Here is a 22186-nt window from a genome sequence, read left to right as displayed (position 1 = left end):
AACGGACGGGGACGGTTCGACCTTCGTATCAAACATCGTGTCGGCTCCTCGATCTCGCGATCTTGCCTGCACACCGAACGTTAAGAGCCCGGCCGGTGCCCAGGCAGGAGTCCTTCGCCCAGCCACCCGGGGACTTTCGTCGCACCCTCGGGCCCGCGCACTTTCGGCCTGGTTGGCCGCACCGGCAAGATCGGAATCGTGGAGGGAGTGCTCTGCGTTGCCGATAGAAACCATGCCGTTGGAACGGCGGATTCGCTCGCGTGCCGGTGAATTGCGCTGTTTGCTGAATCAGTGGAAGCCGGTACGAGTGCTTCCTTACTGCACCGGATGAATTCGCAGACAGCGCGTGGGTGGCGCGCGGGGTGTCCACCGGAAATGCGAACGTCGAACTCGGCGTCTCGAACGTAGATCTCGGCGGTGGGGAGTCGCCGGGCGGCCGATGAGTTTCGCCGGGGTCCGGGGTCTACTCACCGATGGCAGCCTCGATGGGATGGAGCGGTACCGATGCGAGTCGTGGTCAGTGAGTTCATGAGTCTCGACGGTGTGGTCCAGGCGCCGGGTGGCGCGGACGAGGACACCAGCGGCGGGTTCCGCCACGGTGGCTGGTCGATGCGGTACTTCGACCCCGAGGTCATGGGCCCCGTCATTGGCGAATTCGCCGAGCGATGCGAAGCCCTGCTCCAGGGGCGCCGGACCTACCAGGTGTCGTCAGCGGCGTGGCCCGAGCGGGGCGGTGACCCGTTCGCGGATTGGATCAACCAAGCTCAGAAGTACGTCGTGTCCGACACACTGACCGACGAAGACCTGACCTGGAAACCGACGACGATCATCCGCGGCGCCGAGCTTGCCGACAAGGTGGCGGCGCTGCGCGCGAAACCGGGCGGCGACATCTACGTCTACGGCAGCCTGTCGGTCGTCCGGTCGTTGCTGGCCGCGGAACTGATCGACGAGCTTGTCCTCATGATCGAGCCGATCACGCTCGGCGGCGGCAAGACCTTGTTCCCCGCCGACGGTCGTGCGCGCGGGTTCGAACTGCTGTCAGCGAAGACGGCCGCGACCGGCGTGCAGGTCTGCCGTTACCGGCCGGTGCGCTGAACCCCGATACAAGAAGACGCTCGGCCGGGGCAGCCCGGCCGAGCGTCTTCACGGTAGAAAAATCAGCCGTCGGACTCCGAGGACGGGATGTAGGCACCCGGCACCTGGTCCGGGGCGTAGATCTTGTCCTCACCCGGGTATGGCTGCGTCCACCCGTGCGTCTGGTACCACGTGAGGTGGTTCATCTGCTCGGGGTTGGCGTAGTCCGGCACCGCGTTCGGGCCCGTCAGCCGCTGGTGCGACTGCCAGTCCTGCCACTGCGCCGCCACCTGCTGCTCGTTCGCCGGCACGGTGGTCGACGGTTGAGCCGCGGCGTACTGCGGCGCGACGGTGTCCTCACCGCAGGGCGGCGGGGTCGCCAGCCCGGCGGTCAGCGAGGTCCGGTTCGGCACCGCGTTGAACGGCGTGAAGTCCGGCTTCTGCGTGAACGCCGTCTGCATCGGGGTGGCCGCGCTGTCCTTCTGGTTCATCGGGTGGATCCCAAGGATCTGCTCGATGGTGCGGATCATGGTGATCTGCGTGTAGTAGCGGCTGTCCACCACACCGTGCTGGGCCCAGGGACTGATGATCTGGATCGGGGCGCGGTGCCCGTCGATGTGGTCCAGACCGGCCTGGGAGTCGTCCTCGACGACGAAGATCGCCGAGTCCTTCCAGTACTTGCTGTGCGTGATGGTGTCGACGATCTGGCCGGTCGCGAGGTCGTTGTCGGCGACCTGGGCGGCCGGACTGGCCGGCCCACCGGTGTGGTCACTGGAGAGCCAGAACATGTTCAGGTTGGCCGGACCGTTCTTCTCGAAGTCCTGCTTCCAGATCTGGGTCCGGTACACGTCCGGGACCGAGACCAGGAGGAAGCGTTCACCCTCGCCGACCGGGTCGCCGTGCTGCGCGCCGGAGAAGTCCGTCAGCTCGGCGCCGTGCGCGAGGTCTGGCGACGTCCGGCCGACGTGGAGACCGCGGCCTTCCTCGGGGTGACCACGTTCTTCGACGGCGAGGCAAGCGAAGGCGTGATCCGCTTCCCGCTCGGTGAGCTGACCCGCGACGAGCCGGACGGGCCCGTCCGGCTCGGCCTGCGCCCGCACGCGCTGCATCCCGCCACCGCGGGCGCGCCGGGCGCGATCCTGTCCAAAGTGCACCGTCGCGACCACGTCCGCCTGCGCGTGCGCACCGGCGAGTGGACGGTCGACGCGGTCGCGCCGGTGGACGCGGACCTCAACCCGGGGGACGAGATCCGGCTCGGACTCGACGCCGGGGATCAACCGTCCTTCGTGGTGATCCGGGCGTAGGCAAGGGAAAGCCCGATGACGAGGTAGCACACCGCCCGCACGGCGCCTTCGGTGAGGCCGCCGCCCGGCCTCGGATCGCGCAGCACGTCGACGAGCGAATCCCAGGACTTCGGCAGCAGGAACGGGTGCAGCCAGGACACGGAGGACAGCAGCAGGAGCACGCCCGAGACGATCGTGCCCGCGAGGATCGAGACCACGACCAGCATCGGATGCTCCGTGCACGCCGAGATCGCCAGCGCCACCGCGCCGATGGCCCACAGCTGGAGGGTGACCCACCCGCAGGCGATCGCGATATGCTCCAGCGCGGCGCCGAACGAAAGCGTCGTGCCGGACAGCGTGAACAGCGAGCCGGTGCCGTTCATGACGAGCCCGGCGATCAGCGCGACCACGGCCATCAGCACGACCGACGCGAGCGTGAACGTCCCGACCCCGAGCGCTTTCACCAGCAGCAGGCGCCCGCGGCTGACCGGCGCGAGCAGCCAGCCCCGCAGCGTGCCGTGTGACAGCTCACCGGCAAGGGCGTCGCCCGCGGACATCGCGGTCACCAGCGGCAGCAACAGGTTCAGCGTGAACGCGAGGACGGCGACCGGCAGGACCAGTGCGTTGGCGGTGGCGCTGGTGAGCAGGCTGACCCCGCCGTTCCCCGGGCCCTCGCCGGTGGACCGCCCGATCGACAGGGCGATCGCGACGATCACCGGGATCAGCGCGAGCAGCCCGAGCACCACCAGCGTGCGCGGGCGGCGGAAGATCCAGCGCAGTTCCGCCAGGTAAAGGCGAACCAGCGGGACGGTCGTGCGCGCCGGTCCCGCGGTCAGTGTCGCCGCCGTCATGCCGTCACCTCGTCCACTTCGGACAGCCCTTCGCCGCCGTCCTCGTGCTGGGTCAGCCGGGCGAACAGATCCTCGAGCCCGGTACGCTCACGCCTCACCTCGTGCACCGCGACGCCGCCGCGCACCAGTGTCTCGACGACTTGCGGAGCGGTCGCCGTCGTGAGGTCCGCGCGGACGCCGTCCGGGATGAGCTTCGCCGGGATCCGGCCTGCCTGCAAGGCTTCCAGCGCCTTGTCACCGTCCGGAGTGGACACCAGCAGCCCGGGGCTGCCCGACTCGAGCAGCTCGTCCAGCTCGCCCTGGGCCACCACGGTCCCGTCATGCAGCACGGCCACGTGCGTGCACGTCGCCTCGACCTCGGCGAGCAGGTGCGAGGACACGAGCACGGTCACCCCGTCCGCGTGCAGCTCCGCGATGATCTTGCGGATCTCGCGCGTGCCGGCCGGGTCCAGCCCGTTCGTCGGCTCGTCCAGTACGACCATCCGCCGTGGCACGAGCAGCGCCCCGGCCAGGCCGAGGCGCTGCTTCATCCCGAGCGAGTAGGCCCGGTACCGCCGGTTCGCCGCACCGGTGAGGCCGACCCGCTCCAGCGCCGCCTCCACGGCCGTCGGAATGTCCGAAGAGGACAGGTGGGGTTCCGCGGAGGCGAGGCGGCGCAGGTTCTCCCGGCCGGACAGGAACGGGTGGAACCCCGGACCTTCGACGAGCGCGCCGACGTCCGGCAGCGCGCGCTGCGCGCCTTCGGGCATCGGCCTGCCCAGGAGTTCGACCTCGCCTTCGGTCGGGCGGACCAGGCCGAGCAGCATCCGGATCGTGGTGGTCTTGCCGGACCCGTTGGGCCCGAGCATGCCCAGCACCGCGCCCTCGGGCACGTCCAGATCGACCTGGTCCACCGCGACCGTGCTCCGGTACAGCTTGCGCAACCCCCTGGTTCGCGCCGCGAGTGCCGGAGCCGGGGCGGGCGCCGTGACGCCCGCCCCCTGGTCGGTGTCGAACGATGTGGTCACTTCGTGCCCAGCGCGTCGACGAGCGTCTGCTCGGTGACCGCACCGGCGGCGAACCGGCCGTCGTCGGTGATCAGCGCGCCGCCCGCCTTCGTCGTGATCAGGTAACCGGTGCCGAACGGCCCGCTGACCGGCTTGCCGAACTGCCGCAGCAGCGCCTGCGGGTTCATGGTCTGGCCCTGCCTGCCCTGCTGCGGGGCGAGCGTGCCCGGCGGGATCGTGCCGGTGACCACGCTGTCCCAGCCGTCGCCGACCACGGTGACGTCACCGGCCGCGTGGCTGCCGGGCACCCGCGGCTGCTCCTCGGTGACCTTCGCGCCCTGCGGCGGGGTGAACTGGAACTCGCTCGCCGGCTGCGGCGTGAACTCGATGTCGCTGAACGCGATCTGCAGCGCCGGGTCGTTGGTTCCGTACGTCATCACGGCGAGCCGCAACGGTACTCGCTTCTCGGCGTCGATCGCGACCCGGACTTCACGCAGGACGGTGTGCTCGGTGGGCTTCGGCGTCAGCACCAGTTCGTACGCCGGGCGGCCGGCGACCCGGGCCGTCCCGTCGACGCTGACCGTGCTGCTCTGGCGGACCTTCGCGAGCAGTTGCGTCGCGGCGGACGCCGGATCGCTCGGGACCTCCGAGGGCGCCTGCGCGTCCTGATGTGTCGACTTGGTCGCGCTGTTGTTCTTGGAGTTGTAGGTCCACACCGTGTTCCCGTTGCGCACCACGGTGGTGTCGGCGGCCCCCTGCTCGACCGACAGCTTGCTGTTGCCGTTGCCGTCGTTGTAGACGTGCGCCGCGTCCACGTTCAGGCTCATGCCGCCGGGCAGCGTCGTGGTCGGCAGGCCGAGGTTGTTGTCGACCTGCACCGTGCCGTCGAGTGCCGGTGTCTTGGTGCTCAGCACCGACTGCACCAGCTGGTCGGCGCTGATCGCGGGCAGGGTCGGCGCCTCACCCGCGCTCGCGGGCATCGCCAGCCAGGCCAGCCCCGCGACCCCGAGCGCCGAACCGGTGACCGCCGCCGTGATGGCCTTCGTCTTCGGTTGCATCGAACATCTCCCTGTGTCGTGCGAGCCCCAGTGTGCTCGTTCCCCGCCGAGAACGCTCCCTCCTGCCCCCTGAGATGGCCCTGAGAGGCTGAGAGACAGCTGAGAACAGGCGCGCGGCCAGCGAAGACGGTGCATCCTGGGCACGTGAAGCCTCGGGTGCTGGTGGTGGACGACGAGCCGGGTGTGCGCAAGGCGCTGCACCGCGGCCTGCGCGCGGAGGGCATGGACGTGGTGACCGCCCCCGACGGGCCGGGTGGCCTGCGGCTGGCGCAGACCGGATCCTTCGACGTGTTGCTGCTCGACATCATGCTGCCCGGCCTGTCCGGCTACCGGGTGCTCCAGCAGTTGCGTGCCGAGGGCATCCAGACCCCGGTGCTGATGATCTCGGCGAAGGACGGCGAGGTCGACCAGGCCGACGGGCTCGATCTGGGCGCCGACGGCTATCTCGTCAAACCGTTCTCGTTCGTCGTGCTGGTCGCGCAGGTCCGTGCGGTGCTGCGGCGGGCGCAGAGCGAGGCCGCGCGCGGGCCGCTGCGCATCGGCGGGCTGATGGTGGACAGGGCCGCGCGCGAGGTGCGCTGGCGCGGCGAACCGGTCGCGCTCAGCCCGCGCGAGTTCGGCCTGCTCGAGGTGCTCGTCGGGCGCGCGGGCACGGTCGTGACGAAGGACGAGCTGCTGCGGGCGGTCTGGGGTGACGAGCAGGCGGCGACGCGCAACGTGGTCGAGGTGTACGTCGGGTACGTGCGGCGGAAGCTCGACGCGGTGGGCGCCGGTGCCCTCGTGCGGACCGTGCGGGGGCACGGGTATCTCGCCTCGGACGCGCAGCTGGACGAGGTTCTTCCGGGGTGATCTCACGTTGGCCGATGTGGCTCCGCATCACCGTGCCCGCGGCGATCGTCACGCTGGCGGTGCTCCTGGGGCTCGCGGTGCTCGCCGGGCGCGGCCTCGGCCCGTTGCGGATGTCCTCGGCGAGTCAGGACCTCGGTGAGGCTCTCGGCCCGGCGGGCGCCGCCGTGTCGGACGGCCGCCTGCCCGCGCCTGCCGACGGGGTGATCCTGCGGGTGCTCGACACGGCCGGCGCTCCGCTGGACGGCCGGCCCCCGGTGGCCGGTCTGGGGACGGACCAGATCCGCGCGCTCGAGGCGGGCGAGTCCGTCCACAGTGGAATGATGTACTGGCGCGGTGCCGCGGTCACCACCACGGATGGTTCGCTGCGGCTCGTGGTGGCGGGGACCGGTCTGGTGGGCCTGGAGTCCTCGGTGCACACGGGTTCGCGCTGGCTTCTCGGGGCGGCGCTGATCGGCGCGGTGCTGGCCGCGGCGGCCACCTGGCTGATCGTGCGGATCGCGCTGCGGCCGGTCGCGCGGATGCGCCGGTCCGTGCGCGCGCTGCCGCCGGGCGAGCGGTTGCCGGTCCCCGCGGCCGACGACGAGTTGCGCGCGCTCGCCGTGGACTTCAACGCGCTGCTCGCGCGGCAGGAGGAGGTGAGCCGGCGGCTGCGGCGGTTCACCGGCGACGCGGCACACGAGCTGCGCTCGCCGGTCGCGTCCATCCGGGTGCAGGCCGAGGTCGCCGTCGCGAACCCGGACCCCGAGCTGGCGCAGGAGACGCTCGCGGACGTGCTGGCCGAAGCGGAACGGCTTTCGGCGCTGCTGGACCAGTTGCTCGCGCTCGCCAGGTCGGACGCGGGGGAGATGCAGCCGGCCGAACCGGTCGAGCTCGTCACCGAAGCGCGTGCCGCCGCGAAACGTATGCCGCCGGGTTCGCCGGTGACGCGGGTCAACGGCGTGGTCGGTTCGGCGTGGGCGTACGCGGCCCACGCCGAGGTCGAACTCGTGCTGAACAACCTGCTGCGCAACGCCTGCCGGTACGCGCGGTCGCAGATCGTGGTGTCCGTGCTGGCGGGGCATTCGACGGTGCGGGTGGTCGTCGACGACGACGGGCCGGGAGTGCCGCCCGAGCATCGCGAACGGGTCTTCGACCGGTTCTACCGGGTGTCCGACGACCGGTCGCGGTCCTCGGGCGGCAGCGGGCTGGGGCTCGCCATGGTCGCGGAGGCGGTGCGCCGGCGCGGTGGCCGGGTCACCGTGGGCGAGTCGCCCGAGGGCGGTGCCCGCTTCCAGGTGAGCTGGCGCCGGGCCGGTAACGTCTCCGCTCCGTGAGAGTCATCGTGGGAGCGGCGATCGTGCGCGGCGATGCGCTGCTCGCCCAGCAGCGCGCCTACCCGCCGGAAGTGGCCGGGCGGTGGGAGCTTCCCGGCGGACGCGTCGAACCGGGTGAGACCGAAGCCGAGGCGCTGCGGCGCGAATGCGTCGAGGAACTGGGCGTCGAAGTCACCGTCGGCGACCGCGTAGGCGATGACGTCCCGTTGCGGGCGAACCTCGTTCTCCGCGTGTACGCGGCGTCGCTCGACGACCCGTCGGCACAGCCGAAAGCCTTGGAACACACCGGGATCCGGTGGATCAACGCGTCGGCGCTCGACGAGCTGGCGTGGTTGCCCGCGGATCTGGAGCTGCTCCCCGCGCTGCACGGTCTGCTGGTCGGCGTACCCTAGCCGGCTCCGATCAACCGCAGCGCGGCGTTGACCCGGTGCTCACCGCGTTCGGCCGCCCGGACCGCGCCGGCCTTGCGCACCCGGTCCAGCTCCGCCGGGTCCGAAAGCAGCGCGAGCGTGTGCTCGCGGACCGGCCGGAGCGTCTCGATCACCGCGGCCGCGACCGCTTCCTTCAGCGCGCCGTACGACGTGTACTCCGCGGCCACCTCCTGTGGCGTCGTTCCCGTGCAGGCGCCGAGGATCTCCAGCAGGTTCGACACCCCTGGCCGTGTCTCCGGGTCGTAGGCCGGGGCCGGCTGCGCGTCCGTCACCGCGCGGCGGATCTTCCGGCGGATCAGCGTGGGTTCGTCGAGCACGAACACCACCCCCGCGGAGTCGCGGGTGGATTTGGACATCTTCCGCGTCGGGTCCGCCAGGTCGCGCACGCGGGCGCCGGTCACCGGCAGCACCGGCTCCGGGATCGTGAACACCTCGCCGTAGGTCGAGTTGAACCGCCTCGCGAGCGCCCGCGCCAGTTCGACGTGCTGGCTCTGGTCCTGCCCGACCGGCACCTCGTCCGCGCCCTGCAGCAGGATGTCCGCGGCCATCAGCACGGGATAGGTCAGCAGGCTCAGCCGCACCCCGTGCTGGCCGCCCGCCTTCTCCTTGAACTGGATCATCCGCGCGGCCTCGCCGTAGCTGCAGGTGCATTCGAGCACCCAGGTCAGCGCGCCCAGTTCGCGCGCGAGATCGGATTGGACGAAAACGCGTTCCGCCGGGATTCCGCTGGCGATCAGTACGGCGAGCAGTTCACCGGCCCGCCCGCGCAGCCCGGCGGGATTGTGCGTCGTGGTCATCGCGTGCAGATCCGAGACGAAGTAGAGATCCTCGGGTGCACCGTCGGCGGCCCAGCGCGCGATCGCGCCGAGGTGGTTGCCGAGCTGGGCGTGGCCCGAGGGCGTGATGCCGGACAGTCTCATGTCGTGTTCCCCGTCGTTCGTGCCGACCGCGGGGAGACCTTCGAGCACGAAAAAGGCCGCCCACGAGGGCGGCCCTGGTATCTGTGTCAGCGCACAGCGGTCAGCCGCCCGAGGGCGGCCACCACAGTCCTGCAAAGCTGCGCATACCGCTACTTTACAGCGTGGCGCTGATCACATAGGGGGTGGCGGTATCCTGGTATGGACTGTCCGTGGCCAGAGCAGGCTCCGGCGTCTCCCTCAGACCTCTCGTACCCAGGAGCCTTCGCGTGCCCGCAGCCACCGCCGAGAAGGTCCGCACGGACCTCCGCAACGTCGCCATCGTGGCACACGTCGACCATGGCAAGACCACGCTGGTCGATGCCATGCTCCGCCAGTCCGGCGCGTTCGCCGAACGGGCCGAGGTCGTCGACCGCGTGCTGGACTCCGGTGAGCTCGAACGTGAAAAGGGCATCACCATCCTGGCCAAGAACACCGCCATCCACCGCCAGACCCCGGACGGCGCGGTGACCATCAACGTCATCGACACCCCCGGCCACGCGGATTTCGGCGGTGAGGTGGAGCGCGGCCTGTCCATGGTGGACGGTGTGCTCCTGCTGGTGGACGCCAGTGAGGGCCCGCTGCCGCAGACGCGCTTCGTGCTGCGCAAGACGCTCGAGGCCGGCCTGCCGGTGGTGCTCGTGGTGAACAAGGTCGACCGGCCCGACGCCCGGATCGCCGAGGTCGTCGAGGAGACCCACGATCTGCTGCTCGACCTCGCCGGTGACATCGAGGACGCCGATCTGGACGCGGTGCTCGATCTGCCGGTCGTCTACGCGTCGGCGCGCGCCGGGCGGGCGGGCCTCGAGCGGCCGGCCGACGGCGCGCTGCCCGCCAGCGAGAACCTCGACCCGCTGTTCGAGACCCTGCTGCGCCACGTGCCGCCGCCGGCCGCGGACGTCACTGGCCCGCTGCGCGCGCTGGTGACCAACCTCGACGCGTCCAACTTCCTCGGCCGGATCGCGCTCATCCGCATCCATTCGGGCAAGCTGCGCAAGGGCCAGACGGTGGCGTGGCTACGCGCGGACGGATCGACGCAGAACGTGCGCGTTTCCGAACTGCTGGTTACCGAGGCGCTCGAACGCGTGCCGGCGCAGGAGGCCGCGGCCGGTGATCTCGTCGCCATCGCGGGCATCCCGGACATCACGATCGGTGACACGCTCGCCGACATGGACAACCCGGCGGCGCTGCCACGGATCACCGTCGACGAGCCCGCGATCTCCATGACCATCGGCGTGAACACCTCGCCGCTGGCCGGCCGGGGCGGCGGCGACAAGCTCACGGCTCGCCTCGTGAAGGCCCGGCTCGACCAGGAACTGGTCGGCAACGTGAGCATCAAGGTGCTGCCCACCGAACGCCCGGACACCTGGGAGGTGCAGGGGCGAGGCGAGCTGGCGCTGGCGATCCTCGTCGAGCAGATGCGCCGCGAGGGCTTCGAGCTGACCGTCGGCAAGCCGCAGGTGGTCACCCGCACCATCGACGGCAAGCTGCACGAGCCGTTCGAGCGGCTCACGATCGACTCGCCCGAGGAGCACCTCGGTTCGATCACCCAGCTCATGGCCGCCCGCAAGGGACGGATGGAGCACATGGCCGGCAACGGCACCGGCCGTATCCGGCTCGAGTACGTGCTGCCCGCGCGGGGCCTGATCGGGTTCCGCACCGACTTCCTCACCGAGACCCGTGGCACGGGCATCGCGAATCACGTGTTCGAGGGCTACTTCCCGTGGGCGGGCGAGATCCGCACGCGGCACAGCGGTTCGCTGGTGGCCGACCGGTCGGGCCCGATCACCGCGTACGCGATGATCCAGCTGGCCGACCGCGGCACCTTCTTCGTCGAGCCGGGCGCGGAGGTGTACGAGGGGATGGTCGTCGGGGAGAACCCGCGCGCAGAGGATCTCGACATCAACATCACCAAGGAGAAGAAGCTCACCAACATGCGCTCCTCCACCGGTGACGAGCTCGAGCGCCTGGCGCGCCCGCGCAAGCTGGGCCTGGAGGAGGCGCTGGAGTTCTGCGCCGTCGACGAGTGTGTCGAGGTCGCGCCCGAGGTGGTCCGGGTGCGCAAGGTGACGCTGGACATCAGCCAGCGCGCGAAGGAGCGTTCGCGGGCCAAGAGCCTGGCCCGGTAAACGCCCCGCGAAGCCGGCTTCCCGCCCGGGAGGCCGGCTTTTTCGTGTGCGGAAACCGGAACCCGGTCCGAGTGGCGAGCGTCCACCCGATACGGTGCCGGGCGGGCTTCATGCCGGGGTAACCGGCCTTGTGACACCATCATGTGCTCAGCGCCTGGGGAGGCAGTGTGCGGACAAGAGGAGCGGTGGCATCAGCGCTGGCGCTCAGTCTCGTCCTCGGCGCGTGCACGGCGAACCCGCCGCCGCCCGTGGTCACCTCGCCGGCAGCGCAGTCCACCACCGCGGTCAAGCCGGGCCCGTCACAGATCGTGGTCGGGGTCGACCACATCTCGGGCGGCTACAACCCGCACAACCTCGCCGACCAGTCGACGATGACCACCGCGCTCTCGCAGCTGCTGCTGCCGTCGGTCTTCCGCCAGCGCGACGACGGCCAGTACGAACTCGACACCACGCTCATGCGCTCGGCGTCGGTGACCTCCCAGGCGCCGTTCACGGTGACCTACGAGATCCGCCAGGACGCGTCCTGGTCCGACGGCGCCCCGATCGCGGTCGAGGACTTCGTCTACCTCGCCGACGCCATGCGCACCCAGCCCGGCGTGGTCGAACCGGCCGGCTACCGGCTCATCGCGAACATCCAGCCGAGCGAGGGTGGCAAGGGCGTTCAGGTGACGTTCTCCCAGCCCTATCCTGGCTGGCGCACGCTGTTCTCCGACCTGTTACCCCAGCATTTGCTGAAAGACGCTCCAGGTGGCTGGCAGGGGGCATTGCGGAGCAGTTTTCCGGCCTATGGCGGCCCGTTCTCCATCAAGCAGCTCGACACCGCCCGCGGCGAGATCATTCTCGAGCGCAACGAGCGCTATTGGGACAAGCCGGCGGCCGTGGACCAGATCGTCCTTCGCCGCTCCGACGAGGCCGGGCTCGCCACCGCGCTGCACAGTGGCAACGAGCAGTTCGTGGTGTCCCGTACCGATGCCACCGGCCTCAAGCTGCTGCAGGACATCGGCGCCGGCGTCCAGGTCCACACCGTGCCCAGCCCGCGGGTGGCCGACGTGCTGCTGCGCCCGGTAAACGGCGTGCTGACCGACGACGACGTCCGGGCGGGGGTCGCCGCGCTGATCGACCGCAACAAGCTCATCGACGAGGGCACGGGCGGCGGTCCGTCGGCGGGGCTGCGCGCGGACGCGCAGGTGCTCGCCCCCGCGGTGCCGGGCTATGCCGGGACGATTCCCGGGGACGGATCGGCGCCGGACCAGGCCAAAGCGGCGTCGCTGCTGCAGAAGGCCGGTTATACGCAGGAGGCAGGCACCTGGCGTAAGGACGCCAAGCCGCTGTCGCTCGTCGTCGCCTCGCCCGGCGAGCTGGAGCCGTACGCGAGCATCGCGAAGGAGCTCGCGCGTGAGCTCACCGCGGCGGGGGTGCAGGTCACGACCGTCAACCCCGAGCCGCACGACCTGTTCTCGAACCTGCTGGCGATGCCGGTCAACCAGGGAGCACAGCCCAGCTCGAACGGTTCCGGCGATGTCGGGGTGGACGTCGCCGTGGTGCCGATGCCGGTCAGCGGGGATCCCGCGACGGTGCTCGCCTCGACGTTCGGCTGCACCCCCGGGCAGACCACGAGCACGTCGACGGCGCCCGTGGTGCCAGCCAACCCCGCCGGGATCTGCGACGCCGGGCTGCAGCCCACGATCGACGAGGCGCTCACCGGGCAGGAGCCGCTCAAGGACGCCCTCGCCGATCTCGAACCGAAACTGTGGGCACAGCACACGGTGATCCCGCTGTTCCAGCTGGCGAATACCCTGGCCATCGGAACGGGCATTTCCGGCGTAACGCCGGGCCCTGCGATGGTTGGGCCGTTCGGGTCCGCGGTGAATTGGACACGTGGCGGCAAGTAACCAACGTATGTCGCGATGTTAGGTGGAAGTCACCCTTTGGTCACAATCGTTCCCGGGGTGGTGACTCTTTGTGCTCATCTTTCTACCGTTCTCCCGCAGTGCGCCGACGCGTGCATTCGGCGTGACATAAGCTCCCGCCTAACGCGCAGGAGCGGTGTGGGCGTTAGCCCAGTGCTAGGAGGGCACACGTAAATGAGAAAATGGAAAGCAGCTTCGGCCGTTACCGTGGCCGCGGCTGCCGCGCTCGTGCTGAGCGCCTGCAGTGGCGGCAGTGGCGGCAGCGGGGGCACGGACCAGAACGGTTCGAGCACCGACATCAAGAGCATGGCGGTCGGCAAGGCGGAAAACGCCCAAGCCGGCACATTCAAACTAGCCGATGTACCGTCGTGGAACGGTCCGGTCACGGTGGGTATCGACGACACGTTCTCGGCCTACAACAACGTGACGCCGGATACGAACACGTCCTACAACATCTACATCATCAACCAGGTGCTGTCCGGTTCGGACGTGCTGGACGGCAACAACAAGGTCCTGCGCAACGCCGACGTGCTGGACTCCTGGGACGTGACCTCCACGAACCCCTACACCGTGACCTACAAGATCCACCCCGGGGTCAAGTGGTCCGACGGCGCGCCTTGGAACTGCAAGGACTACTACCTCGCGTGGCTGGCCGACAGCGGTAAGGTCAAGGACTTCAACGCCGTGTCGACGACGGGTTACGACCTGATCGACAAGGCGGAGTGCAAGGACGACCTCACCTTCGTCACGACCTACAAGCAGCCCTACACCGACTACAAGGGCCTGTTCGACAACGGCGTGATGCTGCCGGCGCACATCCTGGAGCAGCAGACCGGCATTCCGGACATCACCAAGGTCACGCCGACCAGTGACCCGGCGATTCTGAAGAAGGCCGGCGACTTCTGGACCAACAGCTGGAAGGGCTTCGACGCGAAGCTCGACCCGGCCTCCGGTCCGTACATGATCACCGCCTACGACGAGAACCAGAAGTCCGTCACCCTGGAGAAGAACCCGAACTGGGTGGGGGCGAAGGGCGGCCCGAACAAGATCATCGTCCGGGCGTTCTCCGACACCAAGGCGATGGCGACGGCGCTGCAGAACGGCGAGATCCAGGTCGTGGCGTCGACCCAGCCGGACGCGACCGCGGCAGACACCTTGAAGGGCCTGTCCGCGCAGGGTGTGGTCTACGGTTCCGCGCCTCAGCTGACCTACGAGCACATCGACCTGAACTACAAGAACCCGGTGCTCAAGGACGAGGCGGCGCGCAAGGCGCTGTTCGAGGCGATCGACCGCAAGGAGATCACCGACAAGCTCCTCAAGGAGGTCCAGTCGGACGTCACGCCGCTGAACAGCCTGCTGTACCAGCCCGGTGAGGCCGGCTTCCAGGACCTCTACAGCTCCAAGGCGGGGCAGGGCGCCGCGGCGGCCAAGAAGACACTGGAAGCCGACGGCTGGACGCTCGGGGCCGACGGCATCTACCAGAAGAACGGCCAGCGGTTCTCGGTCAAGATCTCGCACAACAACAACGCGCGGCGTGACCAGACGGTCGAGATCATCCAGTCCCAGGCCAAGGCCGCGGGCATCGAGGTCAAGAACGACAACGACCCGGCGTTCTTCAGCGGTGGTCACCTGAGCACGGGTAACTGGGACATCGCCCTGTTCGGCTGGTCCTCGGCTCCGTTCAAGTCGCAGACCGTGCCGATCTTCCAGAGCGGCGGTAGCCAGAACTACCAGGCGCTGAGTGACCCGAAGGTCGACCAGGCGTTCCAGGCAGCGCTCGGCGCGACCGACGACGCCGCGGCGACCAAGGCGTACCAGCAGGCGGACCAGGACCTGGCGAACGACTACGCTTCGCTGCCCCTGTTCGCGACCCCGTCGATGTGGGCGTTCCAGGGCATCGACAAGGTCTACATGCAGTCGTACAACGGTGCGCTGTGGAACGCCGGTGAGTGGGAGCAGAAGAAGTAACCCTCTCCCACTGACCGAATGACCCTGGCGGAATCCGGGGGCTCGGGGGCCACGAACCCCCGGCCCCCGGATTTCCAGCGGAAGTAGCTGTCGACCGTTGGGCGACCCCCAGTACGGTGGACACCGGGCGCGGCTGCATACTTCCGGCCAGGCCCGGATGAGGAGCTATCTCGTTGAATCTCGTTATCTACGTCCTTCGCCGGCTGGCGATCTCGATCCCGGTCCTGCTGGTCGGGACCTTCCTGGTGTTCATGGCGATCGCCTCGGTCGGGGATCCGCTGGCGGAGCTTCGCGGGCGCCCCAACATCAACCCCGCGGCCATCGCGCAGACCGCGCAGCAGCTTGGTCTGGATAAGCCGGTCTTCGAACGCTACTTCTACTGGCTCTGGCACTTCCTGCAGGGCGACTGGGGTGTCTCGGTCGCGCAGGGCAACGCCATGCAGCCGGTGTTCCCGAAGGTGATCGGTGCCTTCAGCGTCACCGTCAAGCTGGTGGTCGGGGCCGAGGTCCTCGCCCTGATCATCGGTATCGCGGTGGGTGTGCTCGCCGCGGTCAAGCAGTACTCGATCCTCGACTACATCGCGACCACGCTGGCGTTCTTCCTGTTCTCGATGCCGATCTTCTGTGTCGCGGTGGTCCTGAAGACCTACGCGATCCAGGTCAACGGCTGGGTGCGCGATCTGGGTCTCACGGACTGGCTGGGCAATCCCTGGCTGCGAACTACGAGCCCGGAAAACCTCACCTCGAGCGGGTTCGGGGATTTCCTGGCCAAATACTCGGGTGCCTATCTGCTACCCACCCTGTCCATCATGGCGATCAGCTTCGCCGCGTACAGCCGGTTCCAGCGGGCGTCGATGCTGGAGACGCTGAACCAGGACTACGTGCGGACGGCGCGGGCGAAGGGCATCTCCGGCTCGCGCGTCGTCTTCCGGCACGCGTTCCGCAACGCGCTGATTCCGGTCGCCACGCTGTTCTCGGTGAACTTCGCGCAGGTGCTCACCGGCGCGATCATCACCGAGACGGTGTTCAACTGGCACGGGATGGGCACGTTGCTGGTGGATTCGGTCAACCATCTGGATCCTGCCATGCTGATGGGCTGGCTGGTCGTCGTCGCCGTCATGGTGGTGGTGGCCAACCTCATCGCTGACCTCATGTACGGCATCATGGACCCGAGGATTCGCGTTGGCTGACATGAACTCACTGGTTGCCGGCGAGGCGGCCTCGGCCGCTCAGCGCGAAGGCACCCTTCCGCCTGAAGCACTTCCGGAACCGGTCAGCCAGGGCAGGCTGGTGCTGCGGAAGTTCCTCCATCACAAGCTGGCCATGATCAGCGCCGCGGTGCTGTTGCTGATCACGCTGATCGCGGTGGTCATGCCGATCTTCTGGCCGCACAACTACGAGGACGCCAGCTTCCCGTCGTTCTCACCGCCGACGGCGGACTTCCCGCTGGGCACGACGCAGATCGGCAAGGACATGGTGGCGCAGATCCTGCGCGGCACCCAGTTCTCGCTGCTGATCGCGGTCGTCGTGTCGGTCGTGGCCACGACGATCGGGGTGGTGTTCGGCTCGCTCGCCGGGTACCTGCGCGGGTTCGCCGACTCCGCGCTGTCCCGGCTGACGGACCTGTTCCTGATCATCCCGCAGATCGCGGCCGCCGCGATCATGGCGAAGGTGTTCGGGCACGGCAGCTGGTTCGTGGTCGCGATCGTGCTGGCATTGTTCGCCTGGATGCCGATCGCCCGGATCACCCGGGCCGAGGCGATGGCGCTGTCCCAGCGCGAGTTCGTCGAGGCGGCCAAGGCCGCGGGCGCGGGCACGGGACGGATCATCTTCCGGCATCTCGTGCCCAACATGGTCGGCAGCATCACGGTGAACGCGACGCTGGCGGTCGCGCAGGCCGTGCTCGTCGAGGCCGCGCTGAGCTTCATCGGCCTCGGTGTCCAGCCGCCGGACACGTCGCTCGGCCGGGTCATCCTGGAGAACTACGCACAGGTGCAGACGCGCCCGTGGCTGTTCTTCGGCCCGTTCGTCGTGCTGGTGCTGATCTCGCTGTCGATCAACTTCATCGGCGACGGCCTCCGGGACGCCTTCGACCCGCGCCAGCGCCGGATGAAAGCCTGACCCCAGCCCGGCGAACCGCGCCCTTCCCGCCCCGCGGGAAGGGCGCTCTCGTTTTCCCCTCCACCCCCAGGCGCCCCCGGGGGGGAGGGAGGGGGTCAGTCGGGTATGGGGGCGAGTTTGCCGGCCTCCCAGGCGGCCCGGCGCTGCGCCTGCACGACCGGGTCGGCCACCGGGGCGGCGGACAGGAGGCGTTTGGTGTAGTCCTGCTGCGGGTTGTGCAGCACCTGGTCCCGCGCACCGACCTCGACGAGCTTGCCGTGCTGCATCACCGCGACCCGGTCGGCCAGCAGGTCCACCACCGCGAGGTCGTGGCTGATGAACAGGCAGGCGAACCCGAGGCTCTGCTGCAGCCCGAGGAACAGGTCCAGCACCCGCGCCTGCACCGAGACGTCCAAGGCCGAGGTCGGCTCGTCCGCGATCAGCAACTGCGGATCCAGGGACAGCGCGCGGGCGATCGAGACGCGCTGGCGCTGGCCGCCGGACAGCTCGTGCGGGTACCGGTTGCGGTAGTGGCCCGAGAGCTCCACCTTGTCCAGCAGGGACGTGACGCGGTCGTTGAGTTCCCTGCCCGCGAAAGCCTTGTGCAGCGCCATCGGTTCCGCGATCGACTCGCCGATGGTCATCTTCGGGTCCAGTGTGGACGCCGGATCCTGGAACACGATCGAGAAGTACCGGCGCAGCGGCCGAAGGTCCTTCGTGGACATACCGGTGATGTCCCGGCCCGCGACCGAAACCGTGCCCTCGGTGGGCTTCAGCAACCGGATCGCGCACCGGCCCACAGTGGACTTGCCGGAACCCGATTCGCCGACCAGGCCCAGGATCTCGCCCTTGTCGATGTGCAGCGAAACCCCGTCGACCGCGCGGTTCTTGGCCTGACCGCGCCTGCCCGGGAACTCCAGTACGAGATCCTTGATCTCCAGCGCGGGCGCGTCGGTCTTGATCTGGGACTCGAGTTCGGCGTCCGCGATGCGGATCTCCTCCGCGACCTTCGCCAGTTCCTCCGAGTCCGTTTCCAGCGGCGCGTCGTCCAGCAGGCGGCGGCCTTCCGGACGCTGCCCCAGCACCGGCACGGCGGCCAGCAGGCGACGGGTGTAGTCCTCCTTCGGCGAGGCGAACAGGTCGTGCACCGGCGCCTGCTCGACGATCTCGCCCTGGTACATCACCACGACCCGGTCCGCGAGGTCGGCGACGACACCCATGTCGTGGGTGATCAGCACGATCGCGGTGTTCAGCGTGTCCCGCAGCTTGCGCAGCAGGCTGAGGATCTCCGCCTGCACGGTCACGTCGAGCGCGGTGGTGGGCTCGTCCGCGATGATGATCTTCGGATCGCACGCGATCGCCATCGCGATGACGACGCGCTGGCGCAGACCACCGGAGAGCTGGTGCGGGTACTGCCTGAACCGCTCCGCCGGGTTCGGGATGCCCACCATGTCCAGCAGTTCGATGGCACGCCTGTCGGCCGCCTCGCGCGAGATGTCCTGGTGCGCGCGCAACGCCTCCCGGATCTGCCAGCCGACCGTGTACACCGGGTTCAGCGCGCTCATCGGCTCCTGGAAGATCATCGCGATGTCGTTACCGCGGATCCTCCGCATGTCCTTGTCCTTGAGGCCGGCCAGTTCACGGTCCTCAAGGACAAGGTCGCCCTCGATCTTGCTGGTCTTGGGCAGCAGCCCGAGCACCGACATCGACGTCACCGACTTGCCCGAACCGGACTCGCCGACGATCGCGACGATCTCGCCCGGTTTGACGTCGAAACCGATACCCTTGACCGCCTCGACCACGCCGTCCTCGGTGGAGAAGGTGATCTTGAGGTCGGCGATGGACAGGACGGAGCCCGAGGCGGCCAGCCTCGCCGTCGTCGCTTCTGTGCTCACCAGTGGCCCTTCGTGGGGGTTGAACGTTCCTCGCTGTTCAGCGCAACTTGGCGCGAGGATATCCGAGGATGCATCGACGAGGGTTCGGGCAGGGTAAATATTCTGAATCGGTGAGCCGTCGATTAGTGCTGGTCCATGCCCATCCGGACGACGAAACGATAACGACGGGCGGCACCATGGCCCGCTACGCCGCCGAAGGGGCCGAGGTGCTGCTGGTGACCTGCACGCTCGGCGAGGAGGGCGAGATCATCCCGCCCGAACTGGCCGGTCTCGGCTCGTGGGCGGGCGACCAGCTCGGCGGATACCGCTCCGGCGAACTGTCCGCGGCCCTACGGGAGCTGGGCGTCACCGAACACCGGTTTCTCGGGGGAATCGGCGGCTGGCGTGACTCCGGGATGGCGGGCACCGCCGCCGCCGATCATCCGCGTGCCTTCGCCGCAGGCCCGCTGGACGAGCAGGTGCTGCAACTGAAGACGATCGTCGACGAGATGCGGCCCGACGTGCTGGTGACGTACAACTCGTTCGGCGGCTACGGCCATCCCGATCACATCCGCGCGCACGAGATCACGATGGCCGTCGCGGACTCCGCGACGCGGGTGTTCCACATCGCCGCCGGGGGAGGCGCCGTGCTGCCGCCGGAGGCGCCCGCGGCCGCGATCACCACGACCATCGACATCCGGCCGTACCTCGGCGCGAAGATCGCGGCACTGCGTGCCCACGCGACGCAGGTCACGGTCGACCCGCCGGAGTTCGCACTGTCCAACGGGGTGGCTCAGCCGATCGGCGAAGCCGAGTACTTCACACTGGTCCGTGGCCCCCGCGAAGGTGCCGGGACCGATCTGTTCGGAGGGCTGGGATGAGCCGCAACGGTCTGCTCGTGCTGCTGCTCGTGGACACCGTCCTGCTGGCCACGCTCGAACTGTTCTTCCTGCCGCTACGCGCCGGCGGCACGGTGCCGATCCCGTTCACCGTCCTCGTCGCGATCGTCACCACGCCGCTGCTGGTCATACAGGCCGGGAAACTCGTGCATCGGAAGGCGGCGGCGGCCCCGCTCGCGCTGTGGGTACTCACCATCGTGGTGCTCGGGCTGACGGGGCCTGGCGGTGATCTGGTGCTGGTCCAGGACTGGCGGGGGCTGCTGCTGATCGCGGGCGGGGCGCTGCCCGCGGCGCTCGCACTGGGCGGGTCACTGGCGCTTCCGGGGAGGACGTGACGTGGCCGAAGCCATCTCCGACCGGCAGATCGTCAAGGTGCTGCGCCCGTTCGTGCGCGCGGCCGCGCCCGTGCTCGGCGCGATGCGCGGCCCTGGCCGGTTGGCAGGCCTGGCCGCGGTGCGCCTGCCCGGCACGCCCGCCTGGTCGGCGATGGACACGGGGCGGCGCACCGACTGGTGGGTCAACCGGGTCGGGCGGCTGACCTCGCTGGTGACCGCGATCCCCGGGATCGGCGGGGTGCTCGCGGACAGGCTGCCCGTGCAGGACGCGCTCGGGGCGAGCGCTCAGGGCCTGCTCCTGTGCGCGATCGCCGGCGAGCACGGGATCGACGACGTCGGTGAGCAGGTGCGGATGGTCGCCTGGGTCCTGTTCGAACGGGACGTCGATCCGGAACTCGCGGCGGGGAAGGAGCCGACGGAGGACGCCGAGGCCGCGGAACTCGCCGGTGAGTTCGGCGAGCGGCACGGCCGGAAGATCACCCTCAAGAGTGCTGCCGGCACGCTGTGGCGAATGGGCCGCTCACTGCTGGCCGTGTCCGGCGAGCTGGAGAAACGTCCGCGCGGCCGCTTCTACCAGCGGGCGGTCGGCATGCTCCCGGTCGTGGGCATGGTGGGCGACTACTGGGCCGAGCGCACCGGCCTCGGACGCGTGGCGCAGCGCGCGGACCTGTGGTTCAGTACCGCCAGAACATGAAGGTGATCTGGCCGGCATAGGCGTCCTGGCGGTCGCCGCCGATGGCCTCGTAGACGAACCCGGACAGGTCCTGGAACACGGCGGCCACGTTCGGCACCGCGAACAGCAGCGCGAACAGGGCCAGCGGCGCCCACGGGCGCACCTTCGCGGCGAACTCGCGCGTCTGCGGCGACAGGTACGGCTCGATCGCGCCGAAGCCGTCCAGGCCCGGGATCGGCAGGATGTTCAGCACGAACGCGAACACCTGCAGCAGCGCCAGGTACGACAGCCCGATCGCGAGCCCGACGGGCATCGGGATGTAGGCGACCGCGACCGTGAGCAGCACCCCGAACAGCAGGTTGCTCAGCGGCCCGGCCAGCGAGACCCAGGTCGAGATGCCCCGTGACCGCAGCGCCCACCGGTTGATCCAGACAGCGCCGCCGGGCAGCGGGATGCCGCCGATGGCCAGCAGGATCAGCGGCAGCACGAGCGAGAGCACCGGATCGGTGTAATGCCGCACGTCGAGGTTCAGGTACCCCTTGCCGAGCACCGAATGGTCGCCACCTTTGTAGGCGACGAACGCGTGCCCGAACTCGTGCAGCGTCAGCGACACCGCCCACCCGCCGACGATCAGGATGAAGACACCGGCGATCAGCATCGGATCGCGGGTGCTCGTCGCGTCGCTGAACGCCGCCAGCAGGCCGCCCGCGATGGCGAGGGCGAGGATGGCGAAGAAGAGAGGACTGGGGCGGACCGCTGATCGCTGCACGACCACAGTCTGTCTTATCCGTGCGGGTCGCTGTCGGCGTGTCCCCTTGCGCGTCGGGGCATGAGGGTCCCCCAAACTCGGTACTCGGCTTGACCTGGCCGCATTACACGGGTGTAATCACATTGCTGTCATTCGACGCGGGAAGGGGCGTCGGGGGCGGCTTCGCCAATCCGACCGAAAGTAGGCCGGCACCGATCAACCGGAAGCCGGCCTACGCCAAGCGGATCGCCGTGAGTGCCGGTCGGATTGGTGAAGATCGACAGTAACACCGCCAGCCTGGGGAGTGCGTGGAAGCAGAGGAGGCGGAAGTGCGGTTGGAAGCAGATGGACGGGAATGGGGGCAGGTCGTGGATTGGGGAGCGGGCCCGGACGCGGAGCTGGGCGAGCTCGCCGACATCTTCGACCCCGCGGAGCCGCCGGAGTGGCAGGACCGCGCGCTGTGCGCGCAGACCGATCCGGAGGCCTTTTTCCCGGAGAAGGGCGGCTCGACCCGCGAGGCCAAGCGAATCTGTCAGGGCTGCGAAGTGAAGGGTGAGTGCCTCGAGTACGCCCTGGCCCACGACGAACGCTTCGGCATCTGGGGCGGACTGTCCGAACGGGAGCGTCGCAAGCTCAAGAAACGCGCTGTGTGAGGTCGAAACGAGCTGGCTGAGATCTGCTCGCACGGTGTTCTTGCGGGACACCCGCACCCGAGCCAGCTCGCCGGGGCTCGTTTCTTCGTGTCCTTT

General features: G+C 69.2%; 20 protein-coding genes and 1 pseudogene. 14 read left to right on the top strand and 7 right to left on the bottom strand.

Annotated elements, in window-relative coordinates; translation table 11 throughout:
* The first annotated feature begins 504 nt into the window (after positions 1-504).
* A complete protein-coding gene (locus FG385_RS28650) occupies positions 505-1095 on the top strand; it encodes a dihydrofolate reductase family protein (protein WP_139099921.1) in 591 nt (196 codons plus the stop codon).
* A 62-nt stretch (positions 1096-1157) separates the two neighbouring features.
* On the opposite strand, the gene FG385_RS28645 is transcribed toward FG385_RS28650, so the two are convergent.
* Positions 1158-1922 carry an alkaline phosphatase family protein gene (locus FG385_RS28645; RefSeq protein ID WP_235022847.1) on the bottom strand — a complete coding sequence of 255 codons (765 nt, stop codon included), beginning with the start codon at positions 1920-1922 and terminating at the stop codon, positions 1158-1160.
* Positions 1923-1934: 12 nt separating this feature from the next.
* On the opposite strand from FG385_RS28645, the pseudogene FG385_RS34500 reads away from it, so the two are divergent.
* Positions 1935-2378, top strand: a pseudogene (locus FG385_RS34500) (ABC transporter ATP-binding protein); the annotation flags it as partial.
* Here the strand turns inward: FG385_RS34500 and FG385_RS28640 are convergent.
* The 3 genes from FG385_RS28640 to FG385_RS28630 are packed head-to-tail and all read right to left on the bottom strand — an operon-like array spanning position 2348 to position 5252.
* Positions 2348-3208, bottom strand: a complete 861-nt coding sequence (locus tag FG385_RS28640) for an ABC transporter permease (protein WP_139099920.1) — start codon at positions 3206-3208, stop codon at positions 2348-2350. The pseudogene FG385_RS34500 and the gene FG385_RS28640 overlap by 31 nt on opposite strands.
* Positions 3205-4215: an ABC transporter ATP-binding protein gene (locus FG385_RS28635; protein WP_139099919.1), complete on the bottom strand. Its 1011-nt coding sequence runs from the start codon at positions 4213-4215 to the stop codon at positions 3205-3207. Before FG385_RS28635 ends, FG385_RS28640 begins: the two co-directional genes overlap by 4 nt.
* Positions 4212-5252: a LolA family protein gene (locus FG385_RS28630; RefSeq protein WP_139099918.1), complete on the bottom strand. Its 1041-nt coding sequence runs from the start codon at positions 5250-5252 to the stop codon at positions 4212-4214. The genes FG385_RS28635 and FG385_RS28630 overlap by 4 nt, the downstream gene beginning before the upstream one ends.
* A gap of 144 nt (positions 5253-5396) precedes the next feature.
* Between FG385_RS28630 and FG385_RS28625 the strand changes: the two genes are divergently transcribed.
* Genes FG385_RS28625 through FG385_RS28615 form a run of 3 tightly spaced genes read left to right on the top strand, consistent with a single transcriptional unit; the run spans position 5397 to position 7806 of the window.
* The gene (locus FG385_RS28625) at positions 5397-6101 is read left to right on the top strand and encodes a response regulator transcription factor (RefSeq protein ID WP_200834701.1); all 705 of its coding nucleotides are present in this window, start codon (positions 5397-5399) and stop codon (positions 6099-6101) included.
* A gap of 14 nt (positions 6102-6115) precedes the next feature.
* Positions 6116-7414 carry an ATP-binding protein gene (locus FG385_RS28620; RefSeq protein ID WP_139099917.1) on the top strand — a complete coding sequence of 433 codons (1299 nt, stop codon included), beginning with the start codon at positions 6116-6118 and terminating at the stop codon, positions 7412-7414.
* Positions 7411-7806 (top strand): (deoxy)nucleoside triphosphate pyrophosphohydrolase, encoded by a 396-nt coding sequence (locus FG385_RS28615; RefSeq protein ID WP_139099916.1) that lies wholly within the window; start codon positions 7411-7413, stop codon positions 7804-7806. Before FG385_RS28620 ends, FG385_RS28615 begins: the two co-directional genes overlap by 4 nt.
* Here FG385_RS28615 and trpS read toward each other — a convergent pair.
* A complete protein-coding gene (trpS, locus tag FG385_RS28610; RefSeq protein WP_139099915.1) occupies positions 7803-8765 on the bottom strand; it encodes a tryptophan--tRNA ligase in 963 nt (320 codons plus the stop codon). The two genes, FG385_RS28615 and trpS, sit on opposite strands and share 4 nt — an antisense overlap.
* A 266-nt stretch (positions 8766-9031) precedes the next feature.
* Here trpS and typA point away from each other — a divergent pair, with 266 nt between their 5' ends.
* From typA to FG385_RS28585, 5 genes are all read left to right on the top strand, one after another.
* On the top strand, positions 9032-10930 hold the full coding sequence (gene typA, locus FG385_RS28605) for a translational GTPase TypA (RefSeq protein ID WP_139099914.1): 1899 nt from the start codon (positions 9032-9034) through the stop codon (positions 10928-10930).
* A 167-nt stretch (positions 10931-11097) separates the two neighbouring features.
* Positions 11098-12822: an ABC transporter family substrate-binding protein gene (locus FG385_RS28600; protein ID WP_139099913.1), complete on the top strand. Its 1725-nt coding sequence runs from the start codon at positions 11098-11100 to the stop codon at positions 12820-12822.
* Positions 12823-13014: 192 nt separating this feature from the next.
* Positions 13015-14808, top strand: a complete 1794-nt coding sequence (locus FG385_RS28595; protein ID WP_139099912.1) for an ABC transporter family substrate-binding protein — start codon at positions 13015-13017, stop codon at positions 14806-14808.
* A gap of 173 nt (positions 14809-14981) precedes the next feature.
* Entirely contained in the window at positions 14982-15998 is a 1017-nt protein-coding gene (locus FG385_RS28590) for an ABC transporter permease (RefSeq protein ID WP_139099911.1), read from the top strand.
* A 1-nt stretch (position 15999) separates the two neighbouring features.
* The gene (locus FG385_RS28585; protein ID WP_139099910.1) at positions 16000-16929 is read left to right on the top strand and encodes an ABC transporter permease; all 930 of its coding nucleotides are present in this window, start codon (positions 16000-16002) and stop codon (positions 16927-16929) included.
* 95 nt (positions 16930-17024) lie between these two features.
* Here the strand turns inward: FG385_RS28585 and FG385_RS28580 are convergent, their stop codons facing one another.
* Entirely contained in the window at positions 17025-18803 is a 1779-nt protein-coding gene (locus tag FG385_RS28580) for an ABC transporter ATP-binding protein (protein WP_139099909.1), read from the bottom strand.
* A gap of 110 nt (positions 18804-18913) precedes the next feature.
* On the opposite strand from FG385_RS28580, the gene mshB reads away from it, so the two are divergent.
* The 3 genes from mshB to FG385_RS28565 are packed head-to-tail and all read left to right on the top strand — an operon-like array spanning position 18914 to position 20710.
* The gene (gene mshB / locus FG385_RS28575; protein ID WP_268815951.1) at positions 18914-19663 is read left to right on the top strand and encodes an N-acetyl-1-D-myo-inositol-2-amino-2-deoxy-alpha-D-glucopyranoside deacetylase; all 750 of its coding nucleotides are present in this window, start codon (positions 18914-18916) and stop codon (positions 19661-19663) included.
* Complete coding sequence (locus FG385_RS28570) at positions 19660-20016, top strand: hypothetical protein (RefSeq protein ID WP_139099907.1); 357 nt, start codon at positions 19660-19662, stop codon at positions 20014-20016. Before mshB ends, FG385_RS28570 begins: the two co-directional genes overlap by 4 nt.
* Position 20017: 1 nt before the next feature.
* A complete protein-coding gene (locus FG385_RS28565; protein ID WP_139099906.1) occupies positions 20018-20710 on the top strand; it encodes a hypothetical protein in 693 nt (230 codons plus the stop codon).
* Here FG385_RS28565 and FG385_RS28560 read toward each other — a convergent pair.
* On the bottom strand, positions 20691-21458 hold the full coding sequence (locus tag FG385_RS28560; RefSeq protein WP_139099905.1) for a site-2 protease family protein: 768 nt from the start codon (positions 21456-21458) through the stop codon (positions 20691-20693). The genes FG385_RS28565 and FG385_RS28560 overlap by 20 nt on opposite strands.
* A gap of 377 nt (positions 21459-21835) precedes the next feature.
* On the opposite strand from FG385_RS28560, the gene FG385_RS28555 reads away from it, so the two are divergent.
* Complete coding sequence (locus FG385_RS28555) at positions 21836-22090, top strand: WhiB family transcriptional regulator (protein WP_229857696.1); 255 nt, start codon at positions 21836-21838, stop codon at positions 22088-22090.
* Positions 22091-22186: the final 96 nt, after the last annotated feature.

Origin of the sequence: Amycolatopsis alkalitolerans (assembly GCF_006152065.1) — a bacterium.
GTDB classification, from domain to species: Bacteria; Actinomycetota; Actinomycetes; order Mycobacteriales; family Pseudonocardiaceae; genus Amycolatopsis_E; species Amycolatopsis_E alkalitolerans.
The sequence above is the reverse complement of the archived record's forward strand: the minus strand, read 5'-3'. Positions and strand labels throughout refer to the sequence as shown.

What these genes read in the sequence shown, in the direction of transcription:
- FG385_RS28570 (WP_139099907.1), top strand. Translation starts at nt 19,660, where the DNA reads ATGAGCCGCAACGGTCTGCTCGTGCTGCTGCTCGTGGACACCGTCCTG.
- FG385_RS28620 (WP_139099917.1), top strand. Translation starts at nt 6,116, where the DNA reads ATGTGGCTCCGCATCACCGTGCCCGCGGCGATCGTCACGCTGGCGGTG.
- FG385_RS28595 (WP_139099912.1), top strand. Translation starts at nt 13,015, where the DNA reads ATGAGAAAATGGAAAGCAGCTTCGGCCGTTACCGTGGCCGCGGCTGCC.
- trpS (WP_139099915.1), bottom strand. Translation starts at nt 8,765, where the DNA reads ATGAGACTGTCCGGCATCACGCCCTCGGGCCACGCCCAGCTCGGCAAC.
- FG385_RS28585 (WP_139099910.1), top strand. Translation starts at nt 16,000, where the DNA reads ATGAACTCACTGGTTGCCGGCGAGGCGGCCTCGGCCGCTCAGCGCGAA.
- FG385_RS28650 (WP_139099921.1), top strand. Translation starts at nt 505, where the DNA reads ATGCGAGTCGTGGTCAGTGAGTTCATGAGTCTCGACGGTGTGGTCCAG.
- FG385_RS28640 (WP_139099920.1), bottom strand. Translation starts at nt 3,208, where the DNA reads ATGACGGCGGCGACACTGACCGCGGGACCGGCGCGCACGACCGTCCCG.
- FG385_RS28630 (WP_139099918.1), bottom strand. Translation starts at nt 5,252, where the DNA reads ATGCAACCGAAGACGAAGGCCATCACGGCGGCGGTCACCGGTTCGGCG.